At 62.2% G+C, this 22,256-nt stretch carries 21 protein-coding genes; 14 read left to right on the top strand and 7 right to left on the bottom strand.

Features of this window, described 5'->3' with window-relative positions; translation table 11 throughout:
- Nucleotides 1-84 precede the first annotated feature (84 nt).
- The 3 genes from carB (at nt 85) to V1280_RS36090 (ending at nt 4,778) form a co-directional block, all read left to right on the top strand.
- Nucleotides 85-3,549: a carbamoyl-phosphate synthase large subunit gene (gene carB, locus V1280_RS36100; protein ID WP_334535404.1), complete on the top strand. Its 3,465-nt coding sequence runs from the start codon at nt 85-87 to the stop codon at nt 3,547-3,549.
- Nucleotides 3,550-3,774: 225 nt separating this feature from the next.
- Complete coding sequence (gene greA, locus V1280_RS36095; RefSeq protein ID WP_027534300.1) at nt 3,775-4,248, top strand: transcription elongation factor GreA; 474 nt, start codon at nt 3,775-3,777, stop codon at nt 4,246-4,248.
- A 134-nt stretch (nt 4,249-4,382) separates the two neighbouring features.
- Nucleotides 4,383-4,778, top strand: a complete 396-nt coding sequence (locus V1280_RS36090) for a DoxX family protein (RefSeq protein WP_442895263.1) — start codon at nt 4,383-4,385, stop codon at nt 4,776-4,778.
- 3 nt (nt 4,779-4,781) lie between these two features.
- Here the strand turns inward: V1280_RS36090 and V1280_RS36085 are convergent, their stop codons facing one another.
- A complete protein-coding gene (locus V1280_RS36085; RefSeq protein ID WP_027534298.1) occupies nt 4,782-5,261 on the bottom strand; it encodes an Lrp/AsnC family transcriptional regulator in 480 nt (159 codons plus the stop codon).
- Nucleotides 5,262-5,527: 266 nt separating this feature from the next.
- Here V1280_RS36085 and trxB point away from each other — a divergent pair, with 266 nt between their 5' ends.
- From trxB to V1280_RS36060, 5 genes are all read left to right on the top strand, one after another.
- A complete protein-coding gene (trxB, locus tag V1280_RS36080) occupies nt 5,528-6,493 on the top strand; it encodes a thioredoxin-disulfide reductase (RefSeq protein WP_334535402.1) in 966 nt (321 codons plus the stop codon).
- A 5-nt stretch (nt 6,494-6,498) separates the two neighbouring features.
- Nucleotides 6,499-7,422, top strand: coding sequence for a LysR family transcriptional regulator (locus V1280_RS36075; protein WP_187436649.1), 924 nt, complete (start codon nt 6,499-6,501; stop codon nt 7,420-7,422).
- 448 nt (nt 7,423-7,870) lie between these two features.
- Nucleotides 7,871-8,779 (top strand): 4-hydroxy-tetrahydrodipicolinate synthase family protein, encoded by a 909-nt coding sequence (locus V1280_RS36070; protein ID WP_334535401.1) that lies wholly within the window; start codon nt 7,871-7,873, stop codon nt 8,777-8,779.
- A gap of 329 nt (nt 8,780-9,108) precedes the next feature.
- The gene (locus V1280_RS36065; RefSeq protein ID WP_187434883.1) at nt 9,109-9,255 is read left to right on the top strand and encodes a hypothetical protein; all 147 of its coding nucleotides are present in this window, start codon (nt 9,109-9,111) and stop codon (nt 9,253-9,255) included.
- A 131-nt stretch (nt 9,256-9,386) separates the two neighbouring features.
- Nucleotides 9,387-9,533, top strand: a complete 147-nt coding sequence (locus tag V1280_RS36060; RefSeq protein WP_254134304.1) for a hypothetical protein — start codon at nt 9,387-9,389, stop codon at nt 9,531-9,533.
- 74 nt (nt 9,534-9,607) lie between these two features.
- On the opposite strand, the gene V1280_RS36055 is transcribed toward V1280_RS36060, so the two are convergent.
- Nucleotides 9,608-10,285: a ParA family protein gene (locus V1280_RS36055; RefSeq protein ID WP_008135848.1), complete on the bottom strand. Its 678-nt coding sequence runs from the start codon at nt 10,283-10,285 to the stop codon at nt 9,608-9,610.
- 398 nt (nt 10,286-10,683) lie between these two features.
- On the bottom strand, nt 10,684-11,022 hold the full coding sequence (locus tag V1280_RS36050; RefSeq protein ID WP_334535400.1) for a hypothetical protein: 339 nt from the start codon (nt 11,020-11,022) through the stop codon (nt 10,684-10,686).
- Between the two features lie 298 nt (nt 11,023-11,320).
- Between V1280_RS36050 and V1280_RS36045 the strand changes: the two genes are divergently transcribed.
- The 4 genes from V1280_RS36045 (at nt 11,321) to V1280_RS36030 (ending at nt 14,987) form a co-directional block, all read left to right on the top strand.
- Nucleotides 11,321-12,265, top strand: a complete 945-nt coding sequence (locus V1280_RS36045; RefSeq protein ID WP_334535399.1) for an AEC family transporter — start codon at nt 11,321-11,323, stop codon at nt 12,263-12,265.
- A gap of 203 nt (nt 12,266-12,468) precedes the next feature.
- Nucleotides 12,469-13,209 carry an outer membrane protein gene (locus V1280_RS36040; protein WP_334535398.1) on the top strand — a complete coding sequence of 247 codons (741 nt, stop codon included), beginning with the start codon at nt 12,469-12,471 and terminating at the stop codon, nt 13,207-13,209.
- A gap of 305 nt (nt 13,210-13,514) precedes the next feature.
- Nucleotides 13,515-14,522: an SHOCT domain-containing protein gene (locus tag V1280_RS36035; RefSeq protein ID WP_334535397.1), complete on the top strand. Its 1,008-nt coding sequence runs from the start codon at nt 13,515-13,517 to the stop codon at nt 14,520-14,522.
- Between the two features lie 294 nt (nt 14,523-14,816).
- Nucleotides 14,817-14,987 carry a hypothetical protein gene (locus V1280_RS36030; protein ID WP_334535396.1) on the top strand — a complete coding sequence of 57 codons (171 nt, stop codon included), beginning with the start codon at nt 14,817-14,819 and terminating at the stop codon, nt 14,985-14,987.
- 46 nt (nt 14,988-15,033) lie between these two features.
- Here the strand turns inward: V1280_RS36030 and V1280_RS36025 are convergent, their stop codons facing one another.
- Entirely contained in the window at nt 15,034-15,204 is a 171-nt protein-coding gene (locus V1280_RS36025; RefSeq protein ID WP_334535395.1) for a hypothetical protein, read from the bottom strand.
- Between the two features lie 441 nt (nt 15,205-15,645).
- Between V1280_RS36025 and istA the strand changes: the two genes are divergently transcribed.
- Both istA and istB read left to right on the top strand, forming a co-directional pair.
- Nucleotides 15,646-17,184, top strand: a complete 1,539-nt coding sequence (gene istA, locus V1280_RS36020) for an IS21 family transposase (RefSeq protein ID WP_334538124.1) — start codon at nt 15,646-15,648, stop codon at nt 17,182-17,184.
- 11 nt (nt 17,185-17,195) lie between these two features.
- Nucleotides 17,196-17,939: an IS21-like element helper ATPase IstB gene (gene istB / locus V1280_RS36015; RefSeq protein WP_334518610.1), complete on the top strand. Its 744-nt coding sequence runs from the start codon at nt 17,196-17,198 to the stop codon at nt 17,937-17,939.
- A gap of 174 nt (nt 17,940-18,113) precedes the next feature.
- On the opposite strand, the gene tenA is transcribed toward istB, so the two are convergent.
- From tenA to V1280_RS36000, 3 genes are all read right to left on the bottom strand, one after another.
- A complete protein-coding gene (tenA, locus tag V1280_RS36010; RefSeq protein ID WP_334535394.1) occupies nt 18,114-18,839 on the bottom strand; it encodes a thiaminase II in 726 nt (241 codons plus the stop codon).
- Between the two features lie 321 nt (nt 18,840-19,160).
- Complete coding sequence (locus V1280_RS36005; RefSeq protein WP_334535393.1) at nt 19,161-20,651, bottom strand: hypothetical protein; 1,491 nt, start codon at nt 20,649-20,651, stop codon at nt 19,161-19,163.
- A 117-nt stretch (nt 20,652-20,768) separates the two neighbouring features.
- Nucleotides 20,769-22,202 (bottom strand): chromosomal replication initiator DnaA, encoded by a 1,434-nt coding sequence (locus tag V1280_RS36000; protein ID WP_334535392.1) that lies wholly within the window; start codon nt 22,200-22,202, stop codon nt 20,769-20,771.
- Nucleotides 22,203-22,256 lie beyond the last annotated feature (54 nt).

The raw sequence follows: 22,256 nt of genomic DNA, 5'->3' as shown, positions 1-22,256 counted from the left end.
GGGAGACCCCCGCGCTCTCGCCAAATGGGGACGCGCGGCAAGCGCGCCCTTTTTTTGTGCCCGAATTCCAGCCCGCGAGCGGTGATGCCTAAACGAACCGACATCTCGACCATCCTGATCATCGGCGCCGGTCCCATCGTGATCGGCCAGGCCTGCGAGTTCGACTATTCGGGCACGCAGGCGGTGAAGACGTTGAAGGAAGAGGGCTATCGCATCGTCCTCGTCAATTCCAATCCGGCCACGATCATGACCGATCCGGAATTGGCGGATGCGACCTATATCGAGCCGATCACGCCAGAGATCGTCGCCAAGATCATCGAGAAGGAACGTCACGTCATTCCCGGCGGCTTCGCGCTGCTGCCGACCATGGGCGGACAGACCGCGCTGAACTGCGCGCTGTCGCTGCGCCGGCAGGGCACGCTGGACAAGTTCGACGTCGAGATGATCGGCGCGACGGCCGATGCCATCGACAAGGCCGAGGATCGCCAGCTGTTCCGCGAGGCCATGACCAGGATCGGGCTCGAGACGCCGAAGTCGCGGCTCGCCAATGCGTCCGAACTGAAGAAGTCGTTCCGCGACAAGTATCAGGCCGAGCGCGCCAAGGCGACCGGTGCGGCGCTCGAAGAGCTCGAGCGGCAGTGGACGCTCGGCGAAGGCGACCGCCGCAAGCGCTACCAGGAATATGCGCTCGGACAGGCCATGATGGCGCTGTCCGAGATCGGCCTGCCCGCGATCATCCGTCCCTCCTTCACCATGGGCGGCACCGGCGGCGGCATCGCCTACAACAAGGAAGAGTTCCTCGACATCATCGAGCGCGGTCTTGACGCGTCCCCCACCAACGAAGTCCTGATCGAGGAATCCGTCCTCGGCTGGAAAGAGTTCGAGATGGAGGTGGTGCGCGACAAGAAGGACAATTGCATCATCGTCTGCTCGATCGAGAATTTCGATCCGATGGGCGTGCACACCGGCGACTCCATCACGGTCGCTCCGGCGCTGACGCTCACGGACAAGGAATATCAGATCATGCGCGACGCCTCGCTGGCGGTGCTGCGCGAGATCGGCGTCGAGACCGGCGGCTCCAACGTGCAGTTCGGCGTCAATCCGGAAGACGGCCGCATGGTCGTGATCGAGATGAATCCGCGCGTGTCGCGTTCATCCGCGCTGGCCTCGAAGGCCACCGGCTTCCCGATCGCCAAGGTCGCGGCCAAGCTCGCGATCGGCTACACGCTCGACGAAATCGCCAACGACATCACCGGCGGCGCGACGCCGGCCTCGTTCGAGCCGACGATCGATTACGTGGTGACCAAGATCCCACGCTTCGCCTTCGAGAAATTCCCGGGTGCATCGACCACGCTGACGACGTCGATGAAGTCGGTCGGCGAGGTCATGGCGATCGGCCGCACCTTCCAGGAGAGCCTGCAGAAGGCGCTGCGCGGGCTCGAGACCGGGCTGACCGGCCTCGACGAGATCGAGATCGAAGGCCTCGGCCGCGACGACGACAAGAATGCGATCCGCGCCGCGCTCGGTACGCCGACGCCGAACCGTATTCTCCAGGTCGCGCAGGCCATGCGGCTCGGCTGGTCGAACGAGGACATCTTCAACTCCTGCAAGATCGACCCTTGGTTCCTCGGCGAGATGCGCGGCATCGTCGACATGGAGGAGAAGGTCAGGAAGCACGGCCTGCCCGGCAATGCCTTCGGCATGCGTACGCTCAAGGCCATGGGTTTTTCGGACGCGCGCCTAGCGGTGCTCGCCGAGACGACGGAGGCCGAGTTGACGGCCAAGCGTCACGCGCTCGGCGTCCGTCCGGTCTACAAGCGCATCGACACCTGCGCGGCCGAATTCGCCTCGCCCACCGCCTACATGTACTCGACCTACGAATCGCCGTTTGCAGGCAGCGTCGCCGACGAGAGCTCGCCGTCGGACAAGAAGAAGGTCATCATCCTCGGTGGCGGCCCGAACCGTATCGGACAGGGCATCGAGTTCGACTATTGCTGCTGTCACGCCTGCTTCGCGCTGCATGACGCCGGCTACGAATCCATCATGGTCAACTGCAACCCGGAAACGGTGTCGACCGACTACGACACCGCGGATCGACTCTATTTCGAGCCGCTCACCGCCGAGGACGTGCTGGAGATCATCGCGAAGGAGCGCAGCAACGGCACGCTGCATGGCGTCATCGTGCAGTTCGGCGGCCAGACTCCGCTCAAGCTCGCGCATGCGCTGGAAGCCGCCGAAGTGCCGATCCTCGGCACCTCACCCGATGCCATCGACCTCGCCGAAGACCGCGACCGCTTCAAGCGCGTGCTCGACAAGCTGCGGCTGAAGCAGCCGAAGAACGGCATCGCCTATTCGGTCGAGCAGGCCCGCCTGGTCGCGACCGATCTCGGCCTGCCGCTGGTGGTGCGCCCGTCCTATGTGCTCGGCGGCCGCGCGATGCAGATCATCCGCGAAGAGAACCAGCTCAGCGACTATCTGCTCGGCACGCTGCCGGAGCTGGTGCCGGCCGACGTCAAGGCGCGCTACCCGAACGACAAGACCGGGCAGATCAACACCGTGCTCGGCAAGAACCCGCTGCTGTTTGACCGCTATCTGTCCGATGCCACCGAGATCGACGTCGACTGCCTCTGTGACGGCAAGGACACCTTCATCGTCGGCATCATGGAGCACATCGAGGAAGCCGGCATCCATTCCGGCGATAGTGCCTGCTCGCTGCCGCCGCACTCGCTCGAGCCTGAGATGATCGAGGAGCTGGAGCGGCAGACGCGCGAACTCGCGCTCGGCCTCGACGTCGTCGGCCTGATGAACGTGCAATACGCGATCAAGGACGGCGAGATCTACGTGCTCGAAGTCAATCCGCGCGCCTCGCGCACGGTGCCGTTCGTCGCCAAGGTGGTCGGCACGCCGGTCGCAAAGATCGCGGCGCGCATCATGGCCGGCGAGAAGCTCGCTGACTTCAAGCTGAAGAAGGCCGACTTCAAGCATGTCGGCGTGAAGGAATCGGTGTTTCCGTTCGCCCGCTTCCCCGGCGTCGACACGGTGCTCGGTCCGGAGATGCGCTCGACCGGCGAGGTCATGGGCATCGATCGCTCCTTCGCGGTCGCCTTCGCCAAGAGCCAGCTCGGCGGTGGCACGCGGGTGCCGCGCAAGGGCACGGTGTTCGTCTCGGTGCGCGAGAGCGACAAGACCCGCATCGCGGAGGCCGTGCGCGAATTGCATTCGCTCGGCTTCAAGGTGCTGGCGACCTCCGGCACGGCGCGCTTCCTGACCGACGAAGGCATCCCGACCGAGAAGGTGAACAAGGTGCTGGAAGGGCGGCCGCATATCGTTGACGCCATCACCAACGGAGACGTCCAGCTGGTCTTCAACACCACCGAAGGCCCGCAGGCGCTTGCCGACAGCCGATCGCTGCGGCGCGCGGCCCTCTTGCATAAAGTGCCGTATTACACCACTCTTTCCGGGGCCGTGGCGGCCGCGCAGGGCATCCGCGCCTACCTTGGCGGAGACCTTGAGGTTCGTACCCTGCAGAGCTACTTTTCGGAAACCTGATCGCGAGCGGAGGGCCAGGCCTTGAAGGTTAAGCCGTCCGCTAAGTGATTGGCAAAGAAGCCACAATGGCCGGAGGAACTGTCCGGCCATGTGGTTGTTCTGTTCCGGCGCCAGACCCACATAACGCTCCGGCGGCGGCATGTTCAGCCCCCGGACATACTGACGAATCAAGGTTGGCGCGCCCTCCGTTTTTGCAGGGCGCGCGACTGAAGGACGAGAGAAGAGATGGAAAAGGTTCCGATGACAGCGGGCGGCTTTGCCGCACTCGGGGAAGAATTGAAGAAGCGCCAGTCTGAGGACCGTCCGCGCATTATCGAGCATATCGCCGAGGCGCGTTCGCACGGCGATCTGTCCGAGAACGCGGAATACCATGCCGCGAAGGAAGAGCAGTCTCACAATGAAGGCCGCATCGCCGAGCTCGAGGACAAGCTCGCGCGCGCCGACATCATCGATATTTCCAAGCTCTCCGGCGACACCATCAAGTTCGGCGCCACCGTGACGTTGGTGGACGAGGACACCGAGAAGAAGGCGGTGTGGCAGATCGTCGGCGAGGTCGAGGCCGACGCCAAGAAGGGCCGCATCTCCATCACCTCGCCGCTGGCGCGCGCGCTGATCGGCAAGAAGAAGGGCTCGACCGTCGAGGTCAACGCCCCCGGCGGCGCCAAGGCGTATGAGATCACCAAGGTGGAGTGGCGGTAATCCACTCCGCACAGCTGCCTGAAAAGCCGCGCTCCGCGCGGCTTTTTCTGTTTCGCAATGTGTCCAGCGCGCGATTGTGAACCGCACTGTCCTCCGTCATGCTCGGCGCTGCCGTCCGAGCAAGGGAGGACACGATGGACATCGATCGCATCGCCGCGCAAAGCCAGCCTTATCTGCTCAGCCTGTTCCGCTTCATCACCGGGCTACTGTTGTTTCACTATGGCGTAGCCAAACTGTTCAAGTTTCCGCCGGTGGAGATGTTTTCCGAGGTCACGCCGTTGTCGCTGTGGGGCGTTGCCGGCATGTTCGAATTCGTGCTCGGCGGCCTGCTGATGATCGGCCTCTTCACGCGACTGGCTGCCTTCATCCTGTCCGGTGAGATGGCCTTCGCCTATTTCATCGAGCACCTGCCGCACAGTTTCTTTCCCGTCGTCAACGACGGCGCGCTGGCGATCGTACTGTGCTTCGCGTGCCTCTTTTTCGCAGCCGCCGGCAGCGGTCCGATCAGTGTGGATGCGATGCGGCGGTGACTCCTACCGCCGTCCCTTTACGTCGAGCGGCACGGCCGCCTCATACTTCGAATTGTGCAGCACCAGCGAGGTCCGCACGTTGCGCACGTGGGGCGCGGCGGTCAGGTGCGTCACAAAATCCTGGAAGGTCGCCATGTCGGGCGCGACGCATTTCAGGATGAAATCGACCTCGCCGGACAGCATCCAGCACTCCCGCACCAGCGGCTCGGCGCGCACGAATTCCTCGAAGGCGCGCAAATCGGCTTCCGCCTGGCTGGACAGGTGCACGGCGGCGAACACCGTGACGTCGAAGCCGAGCTTTCGCGCGTCCAGCAGTCCGCGGTAGCCGTGGATGTAGCCCTCCTCCTCCAGCGCCCGGACGCGGCGCAGGCATGGCGGGGGGGAGATCCCGACCCGTTTGGCGAGCTCGACATTGGTGATTCGGCCGTCGGCCTGGATCTCGGCGAGAATTTTGAGGTCGATCTCGTCTAGGTTCCGCGACACGTGATTGGAACTCCTGGCCTTACGGCGGTATCGGGTGGGTCTGTCGCAATCCTCATAGCCCAATCCGAGTCAACTGAGCAATTTTATTGCGCGTGCAGCGCAATCGACTTTTGTTCCTTGTTGGAAAAATCCGCCGACAGGGAATGCAATTCTTGCATAGCTCACCAGAAGGCTTAGATTAGCTCTGATATTTCAGCGCCTCCGCGAGGCCTCCCGGCACGTTCCGCGCCCGCGCTGCAATCCCCCGGTGAAAGGCGTCCGTGAATATGTCCGCTCCTGTTCATGCAAAGGTCGTCATTATTGGCTCCGGGCCCGCGGGCTACACCGCGGCGATCTACGCCGCGCGCGCGATGCTCGAGCCGATCCTGATCCAGGGCATGCAGGCTGGCGGCCAGCTCACCATCACCACCGATGTCGAGAACTATCCGGGCTTCGCCGACGTGATCCAGGGCCCCTGGCTGATGGAACAGATGGAGAAGCAGGCGGTCCATGTCGGCACCAGGATCGTCACCGACCTGGTCACCAAGCTGGACACGACGCAGCGGCCGTTCCGCCTGACCTGCGACTCGGGCGACGTCTATCTCGCCGAAACCGTGATCCTCGCGACCGGCGCGCAGGCGCGCTGGCTCGGGCTGCCCTCCGAGGCGAAATTCCAGGGCGGCGGCGTGTCGGCCTGCGCCACCTGCGACGGCTTCTTCTACCGCAACAAGGACGTCGTGGTGGTCGGCGGCGGCAATACCGCGGTCGAGGAGGCCCTGTACCTGACCAACCATGCCTCCCAGGTCACCATCGTGCATCGCCGCGATCACTTCCGCGCCGAGCGCATCCTGCAGGAGCGCCTGTTCAAGCACCCGAAGATCAAGGTGGTCTGGGACTCCGCCGTCGACGAGATCTGCGGCACCGAGAACCCGAACAAGGTCACCCATGTGCGCCTGAAGAACGTCAAGACCGGTGCGCTTTCGGACGTGAAGACCGACGGCGTCTTTGTTGCCATCGGCCATGCGCCGGCGACCGAGCTCGTGAAAGACCAGGTCAAGCTGAAACGGTCGGGCTATGTCGAGGTCGCCCCGAACTCGACCGCGACCTCGGTGCCCGGCCTGTTCGCCGCCGGCGACGTCGCTGACGAAACCTATCGCCAGGCCGTCACGGCCGCCGGCCTCGGCTGCATGGCAGCCCTCGAGGCCGAACGTTTCTTGGCCCTGCGCGCCAGCGAGCGCGCGGCAGCGGAATAACGATCATGCCTCGAACACGCGACGGATTTACGGATATGGATTGGGACAAGCTGAAGGTGTTTCACGCGGCGGCGGAAGCGGGCAGCTTCACGCATGCGGGAGAGCAGCTCGGCCTGTCGCAATCGGCAGTCTCACGCCAGGTCTCGGCGCTGGAGCAGGAGCTCTCGGTCTCGCTGTTCCACCGCCACGCCCGCGGCCTGATCCTCACCGAGCAGGGCGATCTCCTGTTCCGCACCGCGCATGACGTGTTCATGCAACTGCAGGCGGCGCGCGCGAAACTGACCGACAGCCGCGAGCGGCCGAGCGGCGATCTCAAGATCACCACCACGCCCGGCGTCGGCATCAACTGGCTGATCCCGCGGCTCGGCGAATTCACCGCGCTCTATCCGGAGATCCGGATCTCGCTGATCGTCACCGACGAGGAACTCGACCTGTCGATGCGCGAGGCGGACGTTGCGATCCGCACCCGCAAGCCGACGCAGCCGGATCTCATCCAGCGCAAGCTCTTCGCGATGGGCTTCCACGCCTATTGCTCGCCTGACTACATCAAGCGCTTCGGCACGCCGCGGACGCTGGAGGAGCTCGACTCCCACCGCATCATCACGCTGTCCGACGGCAACTTCGCGCCGCATTTGCAGAATCGCAACTGGCTGATCGAAGCCGGTCGCAACGGCTCGGGTCCGCGCGAAGCGTATTTCAAGGTCAACAACATCCTTGGCCTGGTGCGCGCCTGTCAGCAGGGTCTCGGTATCGCGGCACTTCCGGATTATCTGATCGAAGAACAGAGCCGCCTCGTACAACTGTTCGGCGAATCGGATTCGATCCAGCTCGATACGTATTTCGTCTATCCGGAAGAGCTGAAGACGGTCGCGCGCGTGCAGGTGTTCCGCGACTTCGTGGTGAGCAAGGCGCAGCGCTGGCCGTCCTGATTTCCGCATGTCTGACATGCGGCCTCGGCTGTTGCTGCATGCCGCGGGTCAAGCCCATAATGTTTACACGCTGAGCCTTCGCGTTGCGCATTTGTCCCCCTCCTCCAGTGGCGCGGGAGTTCAGTAATCCCTCTTGGAAGGTGATTGTGTCGGCCTCACGTGGCCAATACCTAAGCCGGGCCTTCGGGTCCGGCTTTTTTTCTGCCCAATTCGGCTTTCGCCTTCCGCGTGTATTGACAGTTTTGGGCATACCCCGCATCATTTCCAAATGATCACGAAGTCGTGCGCAATCGTCTCGAAAAAAGGCCCCCACCCGGGGACCTCGGATTTTTGCGCGCGCTAATCACCGCTTCGTCATCGCAAGCAAATCCCGAAAACCCCGCCGCCTGGACGGGGTTTTTTCATGTGCCCTCCGTCTCAGGTTTTTCCTTGAGAAGGAGATAACAACATGACCGATTTGCGAACCCATATGCATGGGCTCTGGTTGCCGCTGGTGACGCCGTTTCGCGATGGCCGTCTCGACGAGACATCGCTGCGGCGGCTGACGCGGCACTACTGCACGCAAGGCATCGACGGCTTCATCCTGGGCGCGACCTCGGGCGAAGGCATGACGCTGCGCGACGCCGAGCTGGAACGCCTCGTCGCCATCGTTCGCGACGAGATGGCGGCCGGCCGCCGGACGTTGCCGATTGGCCTTGGCCTTTCGGGCGCGGACACCTCGCGGATGAAGGAGCGGCTGGATGAGACCGCGGACTGGCCGATCGACTTCTATCTGATCGCGAGCCCCTATTACGTGCGGCCGTCGCAGCGCGGCATCCTCGCGCATTTCGAAGCGCTGGCCGATCACGCCGCCTGGCCGCTCGCGCTCTACAACATCCCCTATCGCTGCGCCGTCGGCATCACCAACCAGACCCTGCTGCGGCTTGCCGAGCATCCCAATATCATCGGCCTGAAGGATTGCGGCGCGAGCCGTGAGCAGTCAATCGCGCTGCTGCGCGACCGGCCGCAGGGCTTTCGCGTGCTGACCGGCGAGGACGGCAACTATTTCGAGGCGCTCAGCGACGGCGCCGACGGCGGCATTTTGCTGTCGGCGCATCTCGAGACCGCAACCTTCGCCGCCGTGCATGCCGAGCTGAAGCGCGGCAACCCGGATGCGGCAGAGGCGCGCTGGCACGAGGTCGCCGAGCTGACGCGGCTGCTCTTCACTGAACCGAGCCCGGCGCCGGCTAAGTACTGGCTGTGGCGATGCGGCCTGATCGACAGCCCCGAGGTGCGCCTGCCGATGGTGGAAGTGAGCAGCGAGCTCGCGGCCACGATTGATCGCGAGATCGAGCGGCGGATGAGAGTCGCGGCGTAAGCCCGCTCGTCCTTCTCCCCTTGCGGGAGAAGGTGGCATAGGCGGCCTTCGGCCGCCGTTCTTAAGAACGCCGAAGCAAAGCTTCGGCTATGGCGCCGGATGAGGGGTATCTGTCGACTGACAAACTGCGCGTGAGGAAAGAGACCCCTCACCCGTCTCGCCGCTCCGCGGCGAGCCACCCTCTCCCGCAAGGGGAGAGGGAAAGACGCGCACCGCTTGGTTAACCGCGCGCGAACTCCGTTCGCACCTGCCGCATGAGGCATCCACGCCTCGTTTACGCAATCGCGCCTATCGTTTCCCTGCAAAGTCTTCAAACAGGGGGAATGACCATGGGGCAACGCGTTCGCCCGACCGCGGCGGAAATCTTCGCGCCTGCCGATCTTTTGCAGGGAATCCTGGTGGTGTCGTCGTTCGGCTTCTGGGCCGTGATGCTCGGCCTGATGCCGGTGCTGCTGTTTCGGGTCTGGCTCGCTTGACGAGGGGAGGTCGCGGGATGGTTAACCCGTGGTGACAAATGCGCTCAAAATGCAAGCGCGCCAGCGGCCCGGAATTTTAAAACATCCCGCGTATCGTTCGACCCATAAGCGAAGAAATCGCGGGGGCGATCTTGAACAATCAGAATGATGCGGCGTCGCATTACGACGCCGGACAGCAGGGCTTTTCCACCGAAGACATCATCTGGGCCGTCGGCATCTGGTCGGTGATCCTGACGCTGTCGCCGGTCATCGTGTTCTACATGCTGATGGTGGCTTAGCCTTCATCCTCACCCTACAAACGCAAAACGCGCGGACCTCCGCGCGTTTGTCGTCCGGGGAATGATTGATGAAATTATGCCGCCTGCTTGTGCATTGCGCCGGATGCCGACGCCGTGCCGCGAATGGCTTTCACTGAACGCTCGATCGCCGCCCACAGCCTTCCGATTTCCTGAGCTGCACGGCTCTCGGCCTGATACTCGCGCGCGCCTTCGCCGTGGCTGAGGGCCATCAGCAAATCCGAACGGTTGGTGATCTGACCGCCCCACACCGGAGCGCGGAATTTTGCCAGCGCCTCGCGGGCGATGGTGACGATCGGGCTTTCGGATTCGTCGCGACGCGCCGGAGCACCGTTGAGCACGACCGCGTAGGGCTTGCGCGCCGCGCGGCACATCTGGATGGTTTCCTGCACCGCGTTGACGTCGAACACGCCGGGCCGTGCCGGGATGACCACCATCGTCGCGTTCTTGATGGCGTCGTCGACCACGGCCGAGAGATTCGGCGGCGTGTCGATCAACACCCATTCGTAGCCGTCGCGCTTGGCAGCGGAGACGATGCCGCTGACCGAGTTCACCGCCGCCTTGATCGGCGGCTCGTTGGTGCCACGCAGCTTGTGCCACAGCGTGAGCGAACCTTGCGGATCCGCATCCACAAGCATCACCTGCTTGCTCGCCTTGATCTGCGCAGCAAGATGTGCAGCCAGGGTACTCTTGCCCGAGCCGCCTTTACGCGATGCAAAAACAATAACGTTCATACCTCTGGCCTCCAGATTGACCCCAGGCTACGAAAATGAATCACCGCGCTGATTCGTGAAAGATAAATTTATCGAGAGTTGACTCAGAGCCACTAAATAACAGGACGTGTTGGCTTTGAGTCACACTGCTGCGTGCGACGACAGACACGAACCGTCATGAATCGCTGTTCACGCGGCCATTCGCGCGTTTTCCGGGCCATTTCAAGAGGAAGAGCGGACGACAACCTCGCCGCGCAAATCCTCACGCGGTTTTTCCCGTTGCGCGTGGTCGCAATCGCTGCAGGCGCCCGCGCGGCCTGCGCGAACAAAACGAGTCCGGTGGCTGTCGCAAGGCTGATGCCCGTGAGTCACTTTGACGCGCAAGGGGTCGAGAGGGTCGTGAAAGGGGACGCGAGCGCCTAGCCGTCGTCGGTCTTTTTCTTTTTCTTCGGTTTTGTCTTTTTCGCCACGACCGGCTTGATGTTGGTAGGCGCACCGGCGCGGACCTCGCCCGGCTCCGGCCCGCGGCGGAAGAACACCGCGCATTGCGGCGACAGCTGCGCCTTCTTCCGGATCATGCAGGCGGTGATGGCATCGACATTCGGGACAAACTCGCCGCACAGGCCCATCGCATCGGGCGTGCAGGCCTGCTGCTGCTCGGGCGTGTAGGCAAAGCCGGTGCCCGGCTGGACCACAACGGCGAGCCCAAGCGAGAGGCCTGCGGCAGCCAAGGATGTCTTCAAGCGAAACGCCGGCATCGATTCCCCCAAATGTCGAGTCGGGTGGAGTGTGGGTGAACGGGCGTTCGTTGGCAACGAGGCGTGAAGCGAAAGGTCGGGAGCTGTGCGGTCTCGGCAACAGGGCGGCCACTCCGGCCCCAAATCGCCAAAACAACCCCATGCACAGTAGCCCGGGCCCTGGCCGGCCTTGCGAATTCTCACGGCCTTACGGATTTTACGAATTTCCTTTGACACGTCGGGCAAAACACCGGCATGATGGCATGATCGAGAGCTGCGTGGGGTGGTCGGCCTAATCTCCCCGTGAGGGGAGGACCGCATGGCCACCGTGTTGATCGTCGCGCCGGTGTTTGCGCTGATCGCGACCGGCTATGCGTCGGTGCTGTTTCGCTTCGTCTCCGAGGGCGCGCACAAGGGCATCTCCGAATTCGCCTTCAGCATCGCGATCCCCGCGCTGCTGTTTCGCACCATCGTCGTCTCGGAATTCCCCGACGTCAGCCCGTGGCGGATGTGGGGCGCCTATTACGGCGCGCTCGCCCTGACCTGGATCGCGGCGCTGATGATCTCGGCATTCATGCGTGAACGGCGGGAAGACCGCGAGGATGGCGTGGTGTTCGCGATCGGCTCGGTCTACGGCAACATCGTGATGCTCGGCATTCCGCTGACGCTCTCCGCGCTCGGCAACGAGGCCGCGGGCCCGATGTCGCTGATCCTGTCGGTGAACACGCCGCTGCTCTGGCTCTGCGGCATTTTGCAAATGGAGCTGGTCAGCCGCAAGCGGACCGGCTCGCCCTTCGCGATCATCCGGCCCGTGCTCGCAGATCTCTCGCGCAATCCGCTGATGCTGGGGATCGGTTTCGGCGTGGTCTGGCGTCTTGCCGGACTCGGCCTCAACCCCGTTGTCGACAAGACGGTCGAGCTGCTCGCGCAGGCGGGATCGCCGGCAGCCCTGATCGCGCTCGGCATCAATCTGTTCCGCTTCGAGGTGAAGGGCGAGATGCGAAGCGTCGCCGCGATGAGCGCATTAAAACTGCTGGCGATGCCGGCGGTGGCGTTCGCGATGGCAAAGCTGTTGAACCTGCCGCCGATCGTGACAGGCGTCGTCGTGCTGTTCGCGGCGATGCCGACCGGCGCGAATGCGTACATCTTCGCGGTTCAGTATCAGCGGCTGGTGAACCCGGTCTCGGGCGCGGTGGTGCTGTGCACGCTGCTGGCGGCGGCGACGTTGCCGGTGGTGGTGATGGTGGTGGCGGGGGTGAGGTAGGGCTCGTTATTTCTGTACAGCGCGGACGCTATGCTGCTTGTCGTGCATTACAGTTCCGGTTGCGGAACCGAAATTTCGGCGAAAGCGTAATTTCACAATAAGCGACAATTCGGTCACAGCCACCGAGCGTCACGCTTGATAGGCTCCGAATTGGAATAGGAATTTGGAATTTCGGAAGGCTTTTAACGCGCGAGGGGGACCCCATGAAGCGCTTTGCAATTTCAGTACTTCTCTCCTTGATCGGAACGTCGGCTTTCGCCGCCGACATGGCGGTCAAGGCACCGCCCCCACCGCCCCCGCCGATCGCGACCTGGACGGGCTTCTACCTCGGCATCAACGGGGGATGGGGCTGGGGCACCACCAGACACACCGATGATTTCGGCGTGACGTCGGGTAATTTTTCCACGAACGGCGGCGTGGCCGGCGGCACCTACGGCTTCAACTGGCAGGTCAACCAGTTCGTCATCGGCTTCGAAGGCGATTTCGACTGGGCCGACATCAAGGGCACGTTCACCAGCCCCCTGCTGTGCAGCATCAACGGCGGCACGACCTGCTTCACCACGCTGCGAAACTTGGGCACCGATCGCCTGCGCGTCGGCTATGACGTCAATGGCTGGCTGCTCTACGGCACGGCCGGTGTCGGATACGGCGAGGTCAAGTCCGGACAGAACCCGTGCGGCCTGACCGCGTTCGGCGGATTCAGCTGCAACACGTCATGGCGCACCGGCTGGGTCGCCGGCGGCGGCGTCGAGAAGATGTTCGCGCCGCACTGGTCGGCCAAGCTCGAATATCTGCACTACGATCTCGGCACCAGCATCGGCTATACACCGACGCTCATCGGCGGCGCCGTCAACGTGCGCACGCTCGAGCGCGGCGACATGGTGCGCGCCGGCATCAACTACAGATTCGATTGGCCGGGTGGACCGGTGGTCGCGAGGTACTGACCGCACGATGCGGTACGACGAAAGCCCCGGCTTGGCCGGGGCTTTTGCGTTTTGGGGGAGGCTCCTGGCGGGTGGGCGGCGCGGGGTTCGTGCACTGTCACAGTAACTCCGTAATTCCAATCAACCCGTGCGGACATAGGCAGTTCGCGAAATGAGCATAACGCGGTCCTGGGCGGCGTTCCCGCGGGATCACCGAAGGCGACTTGCGAGCTTGACCCGATGTTCCTTTCGTCGGTGTCAGGGGTGTGATAGGTCCTGCAACTCTCCCGGTTCGGCGACGAACGCGCGTTCAGTAAGGGTCGATCATGCAGCAGTTGACGGACGAAGGTCGGCGGATCGTCGATGATGTGGCGCGTCGGCACGGATTTTCGAGTGACGCTGTGCTGTGCATGCTTCTGGCCGTTTCGGCCGGATACGGCAACCAGGCCCAATTCAATCATCCGGAATTCGGCGGCATGGGCCAATGGTCGATGGGCGGGATGATCATGATCAGCGACATGTTCAACAACTACCTGAAAGGCCGCGTCGATTCACTGTGCCAGGAGTTGTCCAGCCTGATCCAGGGACAACCGCTGTTCCAGATGCCCGCCCAAAGCCAGAGCCAGTCTCAAGGCGGCGGCTGGCAAGGCCAGTCCGGAGGCAGCCACCAGCAGCAGAGCAACGGCTACGGCGGCAGCGGCGCGAGCCTTTTCGTGCCCGCAGCATCGAGCAATTGGTGGCCCGTTGATCTCGGCATGGCCGGTTCGACGGGCGGTCAAAACAATCTGCGCTATGCCTACTTTCCTGCCGCACGGCGGCTGGCCGTCGACATCAATGGTCAGGTGTCGGTTTACGATACGGGCCAGCACCAGATCGGCGGTTTTTCGCAACAGCAAAGTGGCGATCAGTCGATCACCTTCACCAGTCAGTTCGGGCTGGTGCGCGTGGCCGACCTGCCACGGATCAACCCAGTAAATACGGGTGCCGCTCCGCAGCAGCCCCATGCCAGCCAACCCGAACCTTCGATGCAGCAAGCGCCTTGGGTGCAACCCGAGCCTCAGCCAGCGCCTTGGGTGCAGCCGGCGGCTTCAGCGCAGCCGACGGCTTCGGTGCAGGCGGCGCCTTGGGTGCAGCCCGCGCAGAGCGCGCCGGCGCCAGCGCCGACACCGACGCCGACAATGGCGAGTTCGCCACCGAACCAATTCGGCCCGCCGCACGCTCAGCACGACGAAATCGTTTCGCTGCTTGAAAAGCTCGCCGACCTGCACAAGAAGTGCATTCTTACGGACAGCGAGTTCGAGTCAAAGAAGGCGGAATTGCTCAGCCGGCTCTAGGCTCCTTTGCGCCGACGCACCGACGATCATCGGCGGCGCCGTCAACGTGCGCACGCTCGAGCGCGGCGACATGGTGCGGGCCGGCATCAACTACAGATTCGATTGGCCGGGTGGACTGGTGGTCGCGAGGTACTGACCGCAAAGAGATGCGGTGAGGCCAGAGCCCCGGCTTGGCCGGGGCTTTTCGCGTTTTGGGAATGCGGGCACGCGGACTGCCTATTTTTCCCGAACGTTGGAACGAAAGGACCCCGATTGTGCTTCTGAATTGAAAGCTGTCTTGAGGAAGAGGGAACGATGAGCGCCTGGCCCCAGATCGCGAGTGCGACGACGACGATTGCATTTTCGATCAGCCTTTTCCTTGCCTCGCAGATGTACGTGACGTCTCGCGTATCCGCGGCTGAATCCGCGCCCCTGCACGTGCTGAAGCTGCGAAACGTGGAGTATCGCGCGCTGCACGGTCATTGAGCCGGCACGCCGCTGGCCATATCACTGACGGCGGAGAGTGATCAGCTCAGGCTGCCCAATCCATGATCGCGTCAATGAAAGTGCGGGCCTGGCGGATCGCATCCAGTCGGGTTGCACAGACACCGACCGAGATTGTCCGGCCCTTTCCGACGGTCCACTGCCAACCGGACAAATAGCGCAATTCAACGATCGAAAAGCTTACGCCGCGATGTTCCACGGAGGACCTCCGCTGACATGTTGCTGTGCGAGAAGACTACGCGAAATGACGAATGTGGTCTAGCAGGGGCGGCCGACAGACGTGGTTTCGGCTAGGCTTCAGGAATCGTGACGGAAGTTCGGCCCGACAGATCGAGGAGGCCCGTCATCGCAATTTGACAACGTTCAGGTCATGAGCCTGACGACTGCCGAAAGAGCTATTGAACACGCTGGCCCGCGCGCCAGGCCATCTCCCAGAATGCTGATTCCGCTCGATGTCGCCCACCTTTCCGGAATGATCTCGCCCACCGTTCCGATTTGATGTCGCCCACCATTCCGAGATGATCTCGCCCACCATTCCGGGATGATGTCGCCCGGGGTGACGAGGCCTCTTCTGGCTCCGATACGGTCCCGCCTTTCGGCTTTGCGAAGGGGGACCTGGATGCCGACGGAGAGGCTTGCGATGCGCCACGTGCGCGAAGTGATCAGATTGAAGTCGGCTGGGATGCCGACCCGCGAGATTGCGCGGCGGTTGGGGACGGCGCCTTCGACGGTGCGGTTGACGATCCGCCGGTTCGAGGCGGCGGGGCTGACCTGGCCGTTGCCAGACGACGTCACCGACACGGTGCTGGAGGCCCGGCTGTTCGCCAGCGCCGGAGCCGGTCCGGGCACCCGGCGGGGCCATCGGCGGCAGGCCGAGCCGGACTGGGCGGCGGTGCATCGCGAGCTCAAGCGCAAGCACGTGACGCTGTCGATTGTGTGGGAGGAGTACATCGCGGGCGAACCCGGCGGGTATCGCTATTCGCGGTTCTGCGAGCTCTACCGGGCCTGGGAAGGCCGGCTGTCGGTGACGATGCGCCAGTCGCATGCGGCCGGCGACAAGCTGTTCGTCGACTATGCCGGCGACGGCGTGCCGGTGGTGATCGACCGGTTCACCGGCGAACGGCGCACCGCGCAGATCTTCGTCGCAGTGCTCGGCGCATCGAGCTTCACCTACGCGCAGGCGACCTGGACGCAGGGCCTCGCCGACTGGATCAGCGGGCACGTCGGCGCCTTCGAGGCGATCGGCGGCGTGCCGGCACTGCTGGTGCCGGACAACACCAAGGTCGCGGTGATCAAGGCCTGCCTCTACGATCCGCAGATCAACCGCAGCTACGCCGATATGGCGGCGCATTACGGCACCGCCATTCTGCCGGCGAGGCCGCGACGGCCACGGGACAAGGCCAAGGTCGAGCAGGCGGTCCTCATGGTCGAGCGCTGGCTGCTCGGACGGCTGCGCCACCGGATCTTCCACAGCCTCGCCGAGGTCAACGCGGCGATCGCCGAGTTAATGACCCGGCTCAACGAGGAGCGGCCGATCCGGCGGCTCGGCGTCACTCGCCGCAAGCTGCTGGAGGAGATCGACCGGCCGGCACTCCAGGCCTTGCCGGAGAGCCCTTACGTGTTCGCTGAGTGGCGGATCTGCCGGGTCAGCATCGATTATCACGTCGAGATCGAGGCGCATTATTACAGCGTTCCGCATCGCTTCGTCCGCGCCGAGGTCGAGGTGCGCTTCACGGCCCGCACCGTCGAGATATTCCACAAGGGTGAGCGGATCGCCGCGCATCAGCGCATGAGCGGCAACCACAAGCACACGACCGTGCCGGAGCACATGGCATCCAGTCATCGGCGCTACGCCGGCTGGACCATCGAGCGCATCCGCAAGGACGCAGCCTCGATCGGGCCGGCGACCGCGGCGCTGTGCGACCTGATCCTCGACGAGCGCGCGCATCCGGAACAGGGCTTCCGCGCCTGTCTCGGCATCATCCGGCTCGCCCGATCCTACGGGCACGAGCGGCTCGATGCCGCCGCCATGCGGGCGATCGATATCGGCGCGCGCACCTACGGCTCGGTCAAATCGATCCTCGCCAACAATCTCGATCGGCGTCCTTCACCCAAGCGCTCCGCGGACGACGCGCCGATCCTTCATCCCAACATCCGCGGGCCGCGCTACTACAATTAGGAGATCTCATCTTGCTTACCCATCCGACCCTCGATCAGCTCCACGCGCTCGGCCTTCACGGCATGGCCAAGGCCTTCGCCGACATCGAAGCCGGCGGCGACGCCGCAAGCCTCGGCCACGCCGAATGGCTCGCGCTCCTGCTCGAACGCGAAGCGTCATTGCGACGCGACAAGCGGCTGTCGAAGCGGCTGCAATACGCCAAGCTGCGCCAGGAGGCCTGCGTCGAAGACATCGACTACCGCACTCCACGCGGCCTCGACCGCAGCCTGCTGACGATGCTGGTCGAAGGCCGCTGGATCGATGACCACGCCAACCTGCTGATCTGCGGGCCCTCCGGCGTCGGCAAAAGCTGGCTCGCCTCAGCGCTCGGCAACAAGGCCTGCCGCGACAATCGCTCCGTGCTCTATCAGCGCGTCCCGCGACTGTTCAGCGATCTGGCCTTGGCGCGCGGTGACGGCCGCCACCCCCGCCTGCTGCGCGCGCTCGGCCGCGTCGATCTCCTCATCCTCGACGACTGGGGCCTCGAGCCGCTCGACGCCGCGGCCCGCCACGACCTCCTGGAGATCCTCGAGGACCGCTACGGCCACCGCTCCACCATCGTCACCAGCCAGCTTCCCGTCGATCAATGGCACGCGCTGATCGGCGACCCCACCTACGCCGACGCCGTTCTCGACCGCCTGGTCCATAACGCCCACCGGATCGATCTCAATGGCGAGAGCCTGCGGCGAACCCGTAAGCCCGGCCGAAAGGCCTGAGCCCGTGGCCCTGTGGACATGCCGCTGCGCTTGGACAACGCGAAGGGCGTTGCCCACATGCCCACAGCAGGAGCAGCAAAAAACAAGTCCTTCGAGCCGCGATTCAAGATTGACCACGCGGCTTCGCCGATGCCAGAAACCAGACAGCCAGAACGCCTCGCGCCCCGGGCGACATCAAATCGGAATGGTGGGCGAGATCATCTCGGAATCCTGGGCGAGATCAAATCGGTACACCCGGGCGAGATCATCGGAATCCGCATCCCAGAAGTCTGCCTCGAGTCGGGTGGCTTCCTTGAAGATCGCAATCAGTTCTGCCTCGCGGGCCGGCGTGGCGTAGAGATCGGCGAGATGCTCCATGTGTGCCCGCGCTTTGGCAGCGACCTCCTGGTACGGCACGCCGGCGTACTCGGCGATCCAGACGCGGTAGGCGTTCGCTGCAGCGTCAGCATCGGGTCGCGAGGCAAGCCGCATTGCGATCTCCGCGTACCCGATCACGCATGGGGCAAGCGCCACCTTCAGTGCCAGCAGGTCGCCGCGCACTCCCGCGTCGAGCACGTAGCGCGTGTAGGCCAGCATCTCGGCCGCCGGGGGAGCCTGTTCGAGGTCGGTCGGCGATAGACCCCAATCGGCACAGAGCTTCACATGCAGGTTCATCTCGACATCGAGGATGGCCGACAGGCCGGCCGCCGCTTCCCGCATGTCAGCAAGTCTTGGCGACTTGTAGACCGCGAGCGCGTACGCGCGAGCAAACTCGATGAGGAACAAATAGTCCTGAACGAGGTAGTGACGAAACGCCGCTTCGGGGAGCGAGCCGTCTGCCAATCCGTTCGTGAAGGGATGCTCGGTGTAAGCCCGCCACTCAACGGACGCTTCTGTCTTGAGACGCTCGAAGAAACTCACGATCTTTCTGGCCTGGCTTGCTTTTCCATGAACGTGCTGGGCTCGCTACCGATATCGCATTGCGAACCAAGGAGCTACGGGGACTGCGCACGAAATTGGCTTTGGGCAGCGTTGCGGATAGGGGTCTGCCCGCGCGGGGAGTTTGGTGCACTGTCACCATCATTCACGCCATCGAACTAGTGGCGCAGACGGGATCGCCGGCCGCGATGAGTGAGAAGCTGAGCATCCGGTGGTGGCGCGGGTGAGGCAAGTCGAGCGTGTGCCAATGCGTACCAAACGCGCCGCGCAAGTGCGCAAGCGGTTTTGAGCGAAAGCACCACTTCAGTCAGCTCTTTCCTCCTGCCCCCTCACCAATCCCAGGAGCCGACGAAACTCCTCATCTTTCGAGTCGCTCTTCCAAAAATTGATGAATTGGCAAACTACTTGAAGATTGCCCGCCTCGTAGTGACCGTCGCTATCGATGCGATCCAGCGATGGCGAGAGGTTCTTGTCTGAATTCAAACCAACGAATTCAAATGGGATTCCAGTCAAGGCACAGCGGTTATCCTGCAGATCAAGTAAAGATGCGATAAGCTTCTCTAAAGCAGACGGTGTCATCCGCAGTTCTTTGTTCTTCAGAATTCGTTGGACACTTTGACCGTTAGCGTTCCTAGCCGTACTTTCGGCTGACAGGCGCATTTCAATGATGGATCTTTCGCGCCCGCCAAGGATGCGTCCATCGTCTCTGGCGCCCTCCCCTTTCGCTATTTGGCCTTCCGATTCACGCCTTAGGAGCGTCGAAAAAATCCAGCAAAAGGTGTGCGCGTCAATTAGGCGGATATCTCTCAGACCAGCGGCTCTCTCAATAAGCGGCCGCAACGAAGAGAGCGTCTGATTGTAAGTCGAATAATTTTCCCAGCCGCACTGCATCATGGTCGAAAAGTAGATGCTGAGCGCTCGAAATGCGCGATCGAAGCTGGTTGTCTGAATCGGCATAAATCGATTCATATCTTTAAGAAAGAACAGATAGGCCAACAACGAGTATTTGCGAGCGGTCAGATCGCTTAACTGATCGAACGTGGCTCCTTCATCAGAGTTACCTCGATAGAGTCCGAAAAGTAGGCCTTCGATGTCACGGCGCAGCTTCGGCTTCGCCCGCGCTTCCAACAACTCCCGGTGGTCGCGATTGGCATGACCGTAGCGGTTTTGCCAAAACACAAGATTATTCACGAGGTTCCGGCTACTGTCCTGTATCTCAATAGCCTCGATCGTGCGCTCCAATATCTCGCCGGAGCCGATACTCTCTTCGGACCATTCTTCCGCTCGAAGCAATCCGAGAGCATGATCGCGAAGGCGCGGTTTATAGCCTTCCCAGACGGCAGCAAGCCCTTCGTCAAATCCCCTGAAAGGATGATGGGACTTCGCCGTGACGAGTCTCTGGAAGCGTGCATACGCTTCTTTGAACGCAGACGGATCAATGGCCGCAGAATTGATCGGCCGAGAACCGCTTCCGGAAGCATACCAATCAAGAGACCTGTCCAAAGCGCCAAGACTATCGACTTCGACACGGAGTGTGGTAGGCGCCCGAAGTGGTAAAAGCCGCCCGTTGATATTGGAGTTTCCGTTCGAGGGATTATCCATCAGGCGTACACCATCAAGCTTTGGTGGCGCCGGCGGCTGGAACCAAATGCGTGTCTCGTTGGCCTCGCGATGAAGGGCCAGCACTTTCCCAGTTGGCGTTAGGAAGCCGATCACATAATCGGTGGGAGGCTTGGATGGCTCGCCCAGACGTGCCCTAAGGGTCGCTTCAGCGTCTGCAATTGCGAGAGGCATTCACAATCTCCTACTAGCAATACTCGGCCGACATCAGCTTCGGCTTTCCATTCCCATGAGGCGCAAGGCGTCTCTTTCAGGAGACTTTTCTCTCACCATCGAGCTATCAAAGCGTTCTTACTTTCGCTTGCTGGCTGAGAGTCTTGGTCTCGCATCGACCACCACAATCTCAGACGCGCGTTCGCCGCCCTTAAGTCGCTCTTCTCGAATTTTTCTGATCTCATTGACCTTGTTGCCCCCGTCTCCGTAGTCAATCACAACAAACACTGCGAAATCGGTTTGCGAAGCCGTTTTGTAAAATTCCAGCTGCTTTTCGTAACCGTGCACAACGGTGCCGCCGGATCGCTTCATCTCAACTAAGACGCGTGCCCGATAGCCACTCGAAAACTTGAAGTCGATGGGTCCGCCACCCATGTTTGCTTCAGGTGAGATATCCACGTCGTTTGCCTTACAAAAACAATCTGCGATCGCGTAATAGATAAGTTGAGAAGCCCGTTCTTTCTTCGGGCTTCCGTTCACCCACAATTCTTCCCAGAGGTTACCGGCCTCCACGTGACGTCTAAACAGCTCAATGGTGTCATTGACCACACGTAGTATCTCGTGCGCTCCGAGTTTGAGATTATACGCAGCGGCTCGCTTAAGATCAGGTAGACCGTTTGTGAGAATGTCTTTGAGCCGATAATAGCCAAGCGCATCCAAATTGGGGTCGTAGTTGCTTACATTGCCTTTTACGGCAGCCAAGAAGAAATCAAAGTCGGCTGCAGACCCTAACGCAGCGGCACGCAGCGCAGACTTGCGCTCTGCCACTGTCGGCTCGGCAATGCCTCCCAGGAGTCGGTTCACGCGCTCTCGGATGCGCGCGTTTTCCATCGCGGCCCGCTCAATGTCCGACCAATCATTTGCGATTGGCAAGTCGCGCACGATGTCGGTCGGCACGAGGACGATGGGGACCTGCTTGCCTTTGTCGTTCACATATTTCGGCAACTTATGAGTGGGACAAATGTCAAACGAGAAGAGTGGTACCCCATTCACTTGACAGAAAGTCTCTGTGATCTTGGCTAGGTCATCCATGATTACCGTAGTTGTCATATCGCTGATTGTGTCAGGCCCCACATCCTCCTCAAAGAAGCCCATCAGAGAGACCATTTCCGGATCACTTGCGCCCAGCGTGATCACCTCCTTGCTCGTTCGGAGGATCGCTTCGCGAATTAGCTCTGGCCTCGAATTTCCTGATCGGCCAGTTCCACCGTAACCAAGCCCATTCTCAGGCGGTTCGCTTAAATCAAGCTGTCGTCGAGCGCCTTTCCATGCTGCGTCACCTTCAGCTTGGGAGATTGCAAGCATGCGCACCAATATCTCGAAGTGCTTGCGAAATCGCTCGACTGCGCTCGTTGCGATAACTTGGTTTCCGGATTTCGCTAAGAGGACCGGGTCTATGAACAGCGGTATGTCAACATCCACGAATGGATCGATGAGTCCGGCTGCCGCCAATGCTTGCGGCTGAACTTTGAAGTAGTTGGAAAAGAGAGTTGGATTATGCACGCGAGCCATAATAACGGAACTCTAACTCGCGTTCTGATTGAGTCCAAATGATACTTTCGCCGT

This window comes from Bradyrhizobium sp. AZCC 2230, from assembly GCF_036924495.1.
Lineage (GTDB): Bacteria > Pseudomonadota > Alphaproteobacteria > Rhizobiales > Xanthobacteraceae > Bradyrhizobium > Bradyrhizobium rifense.
This window is presented reverse-complemented; position numbering and strand designations above follow the sequence as displayed.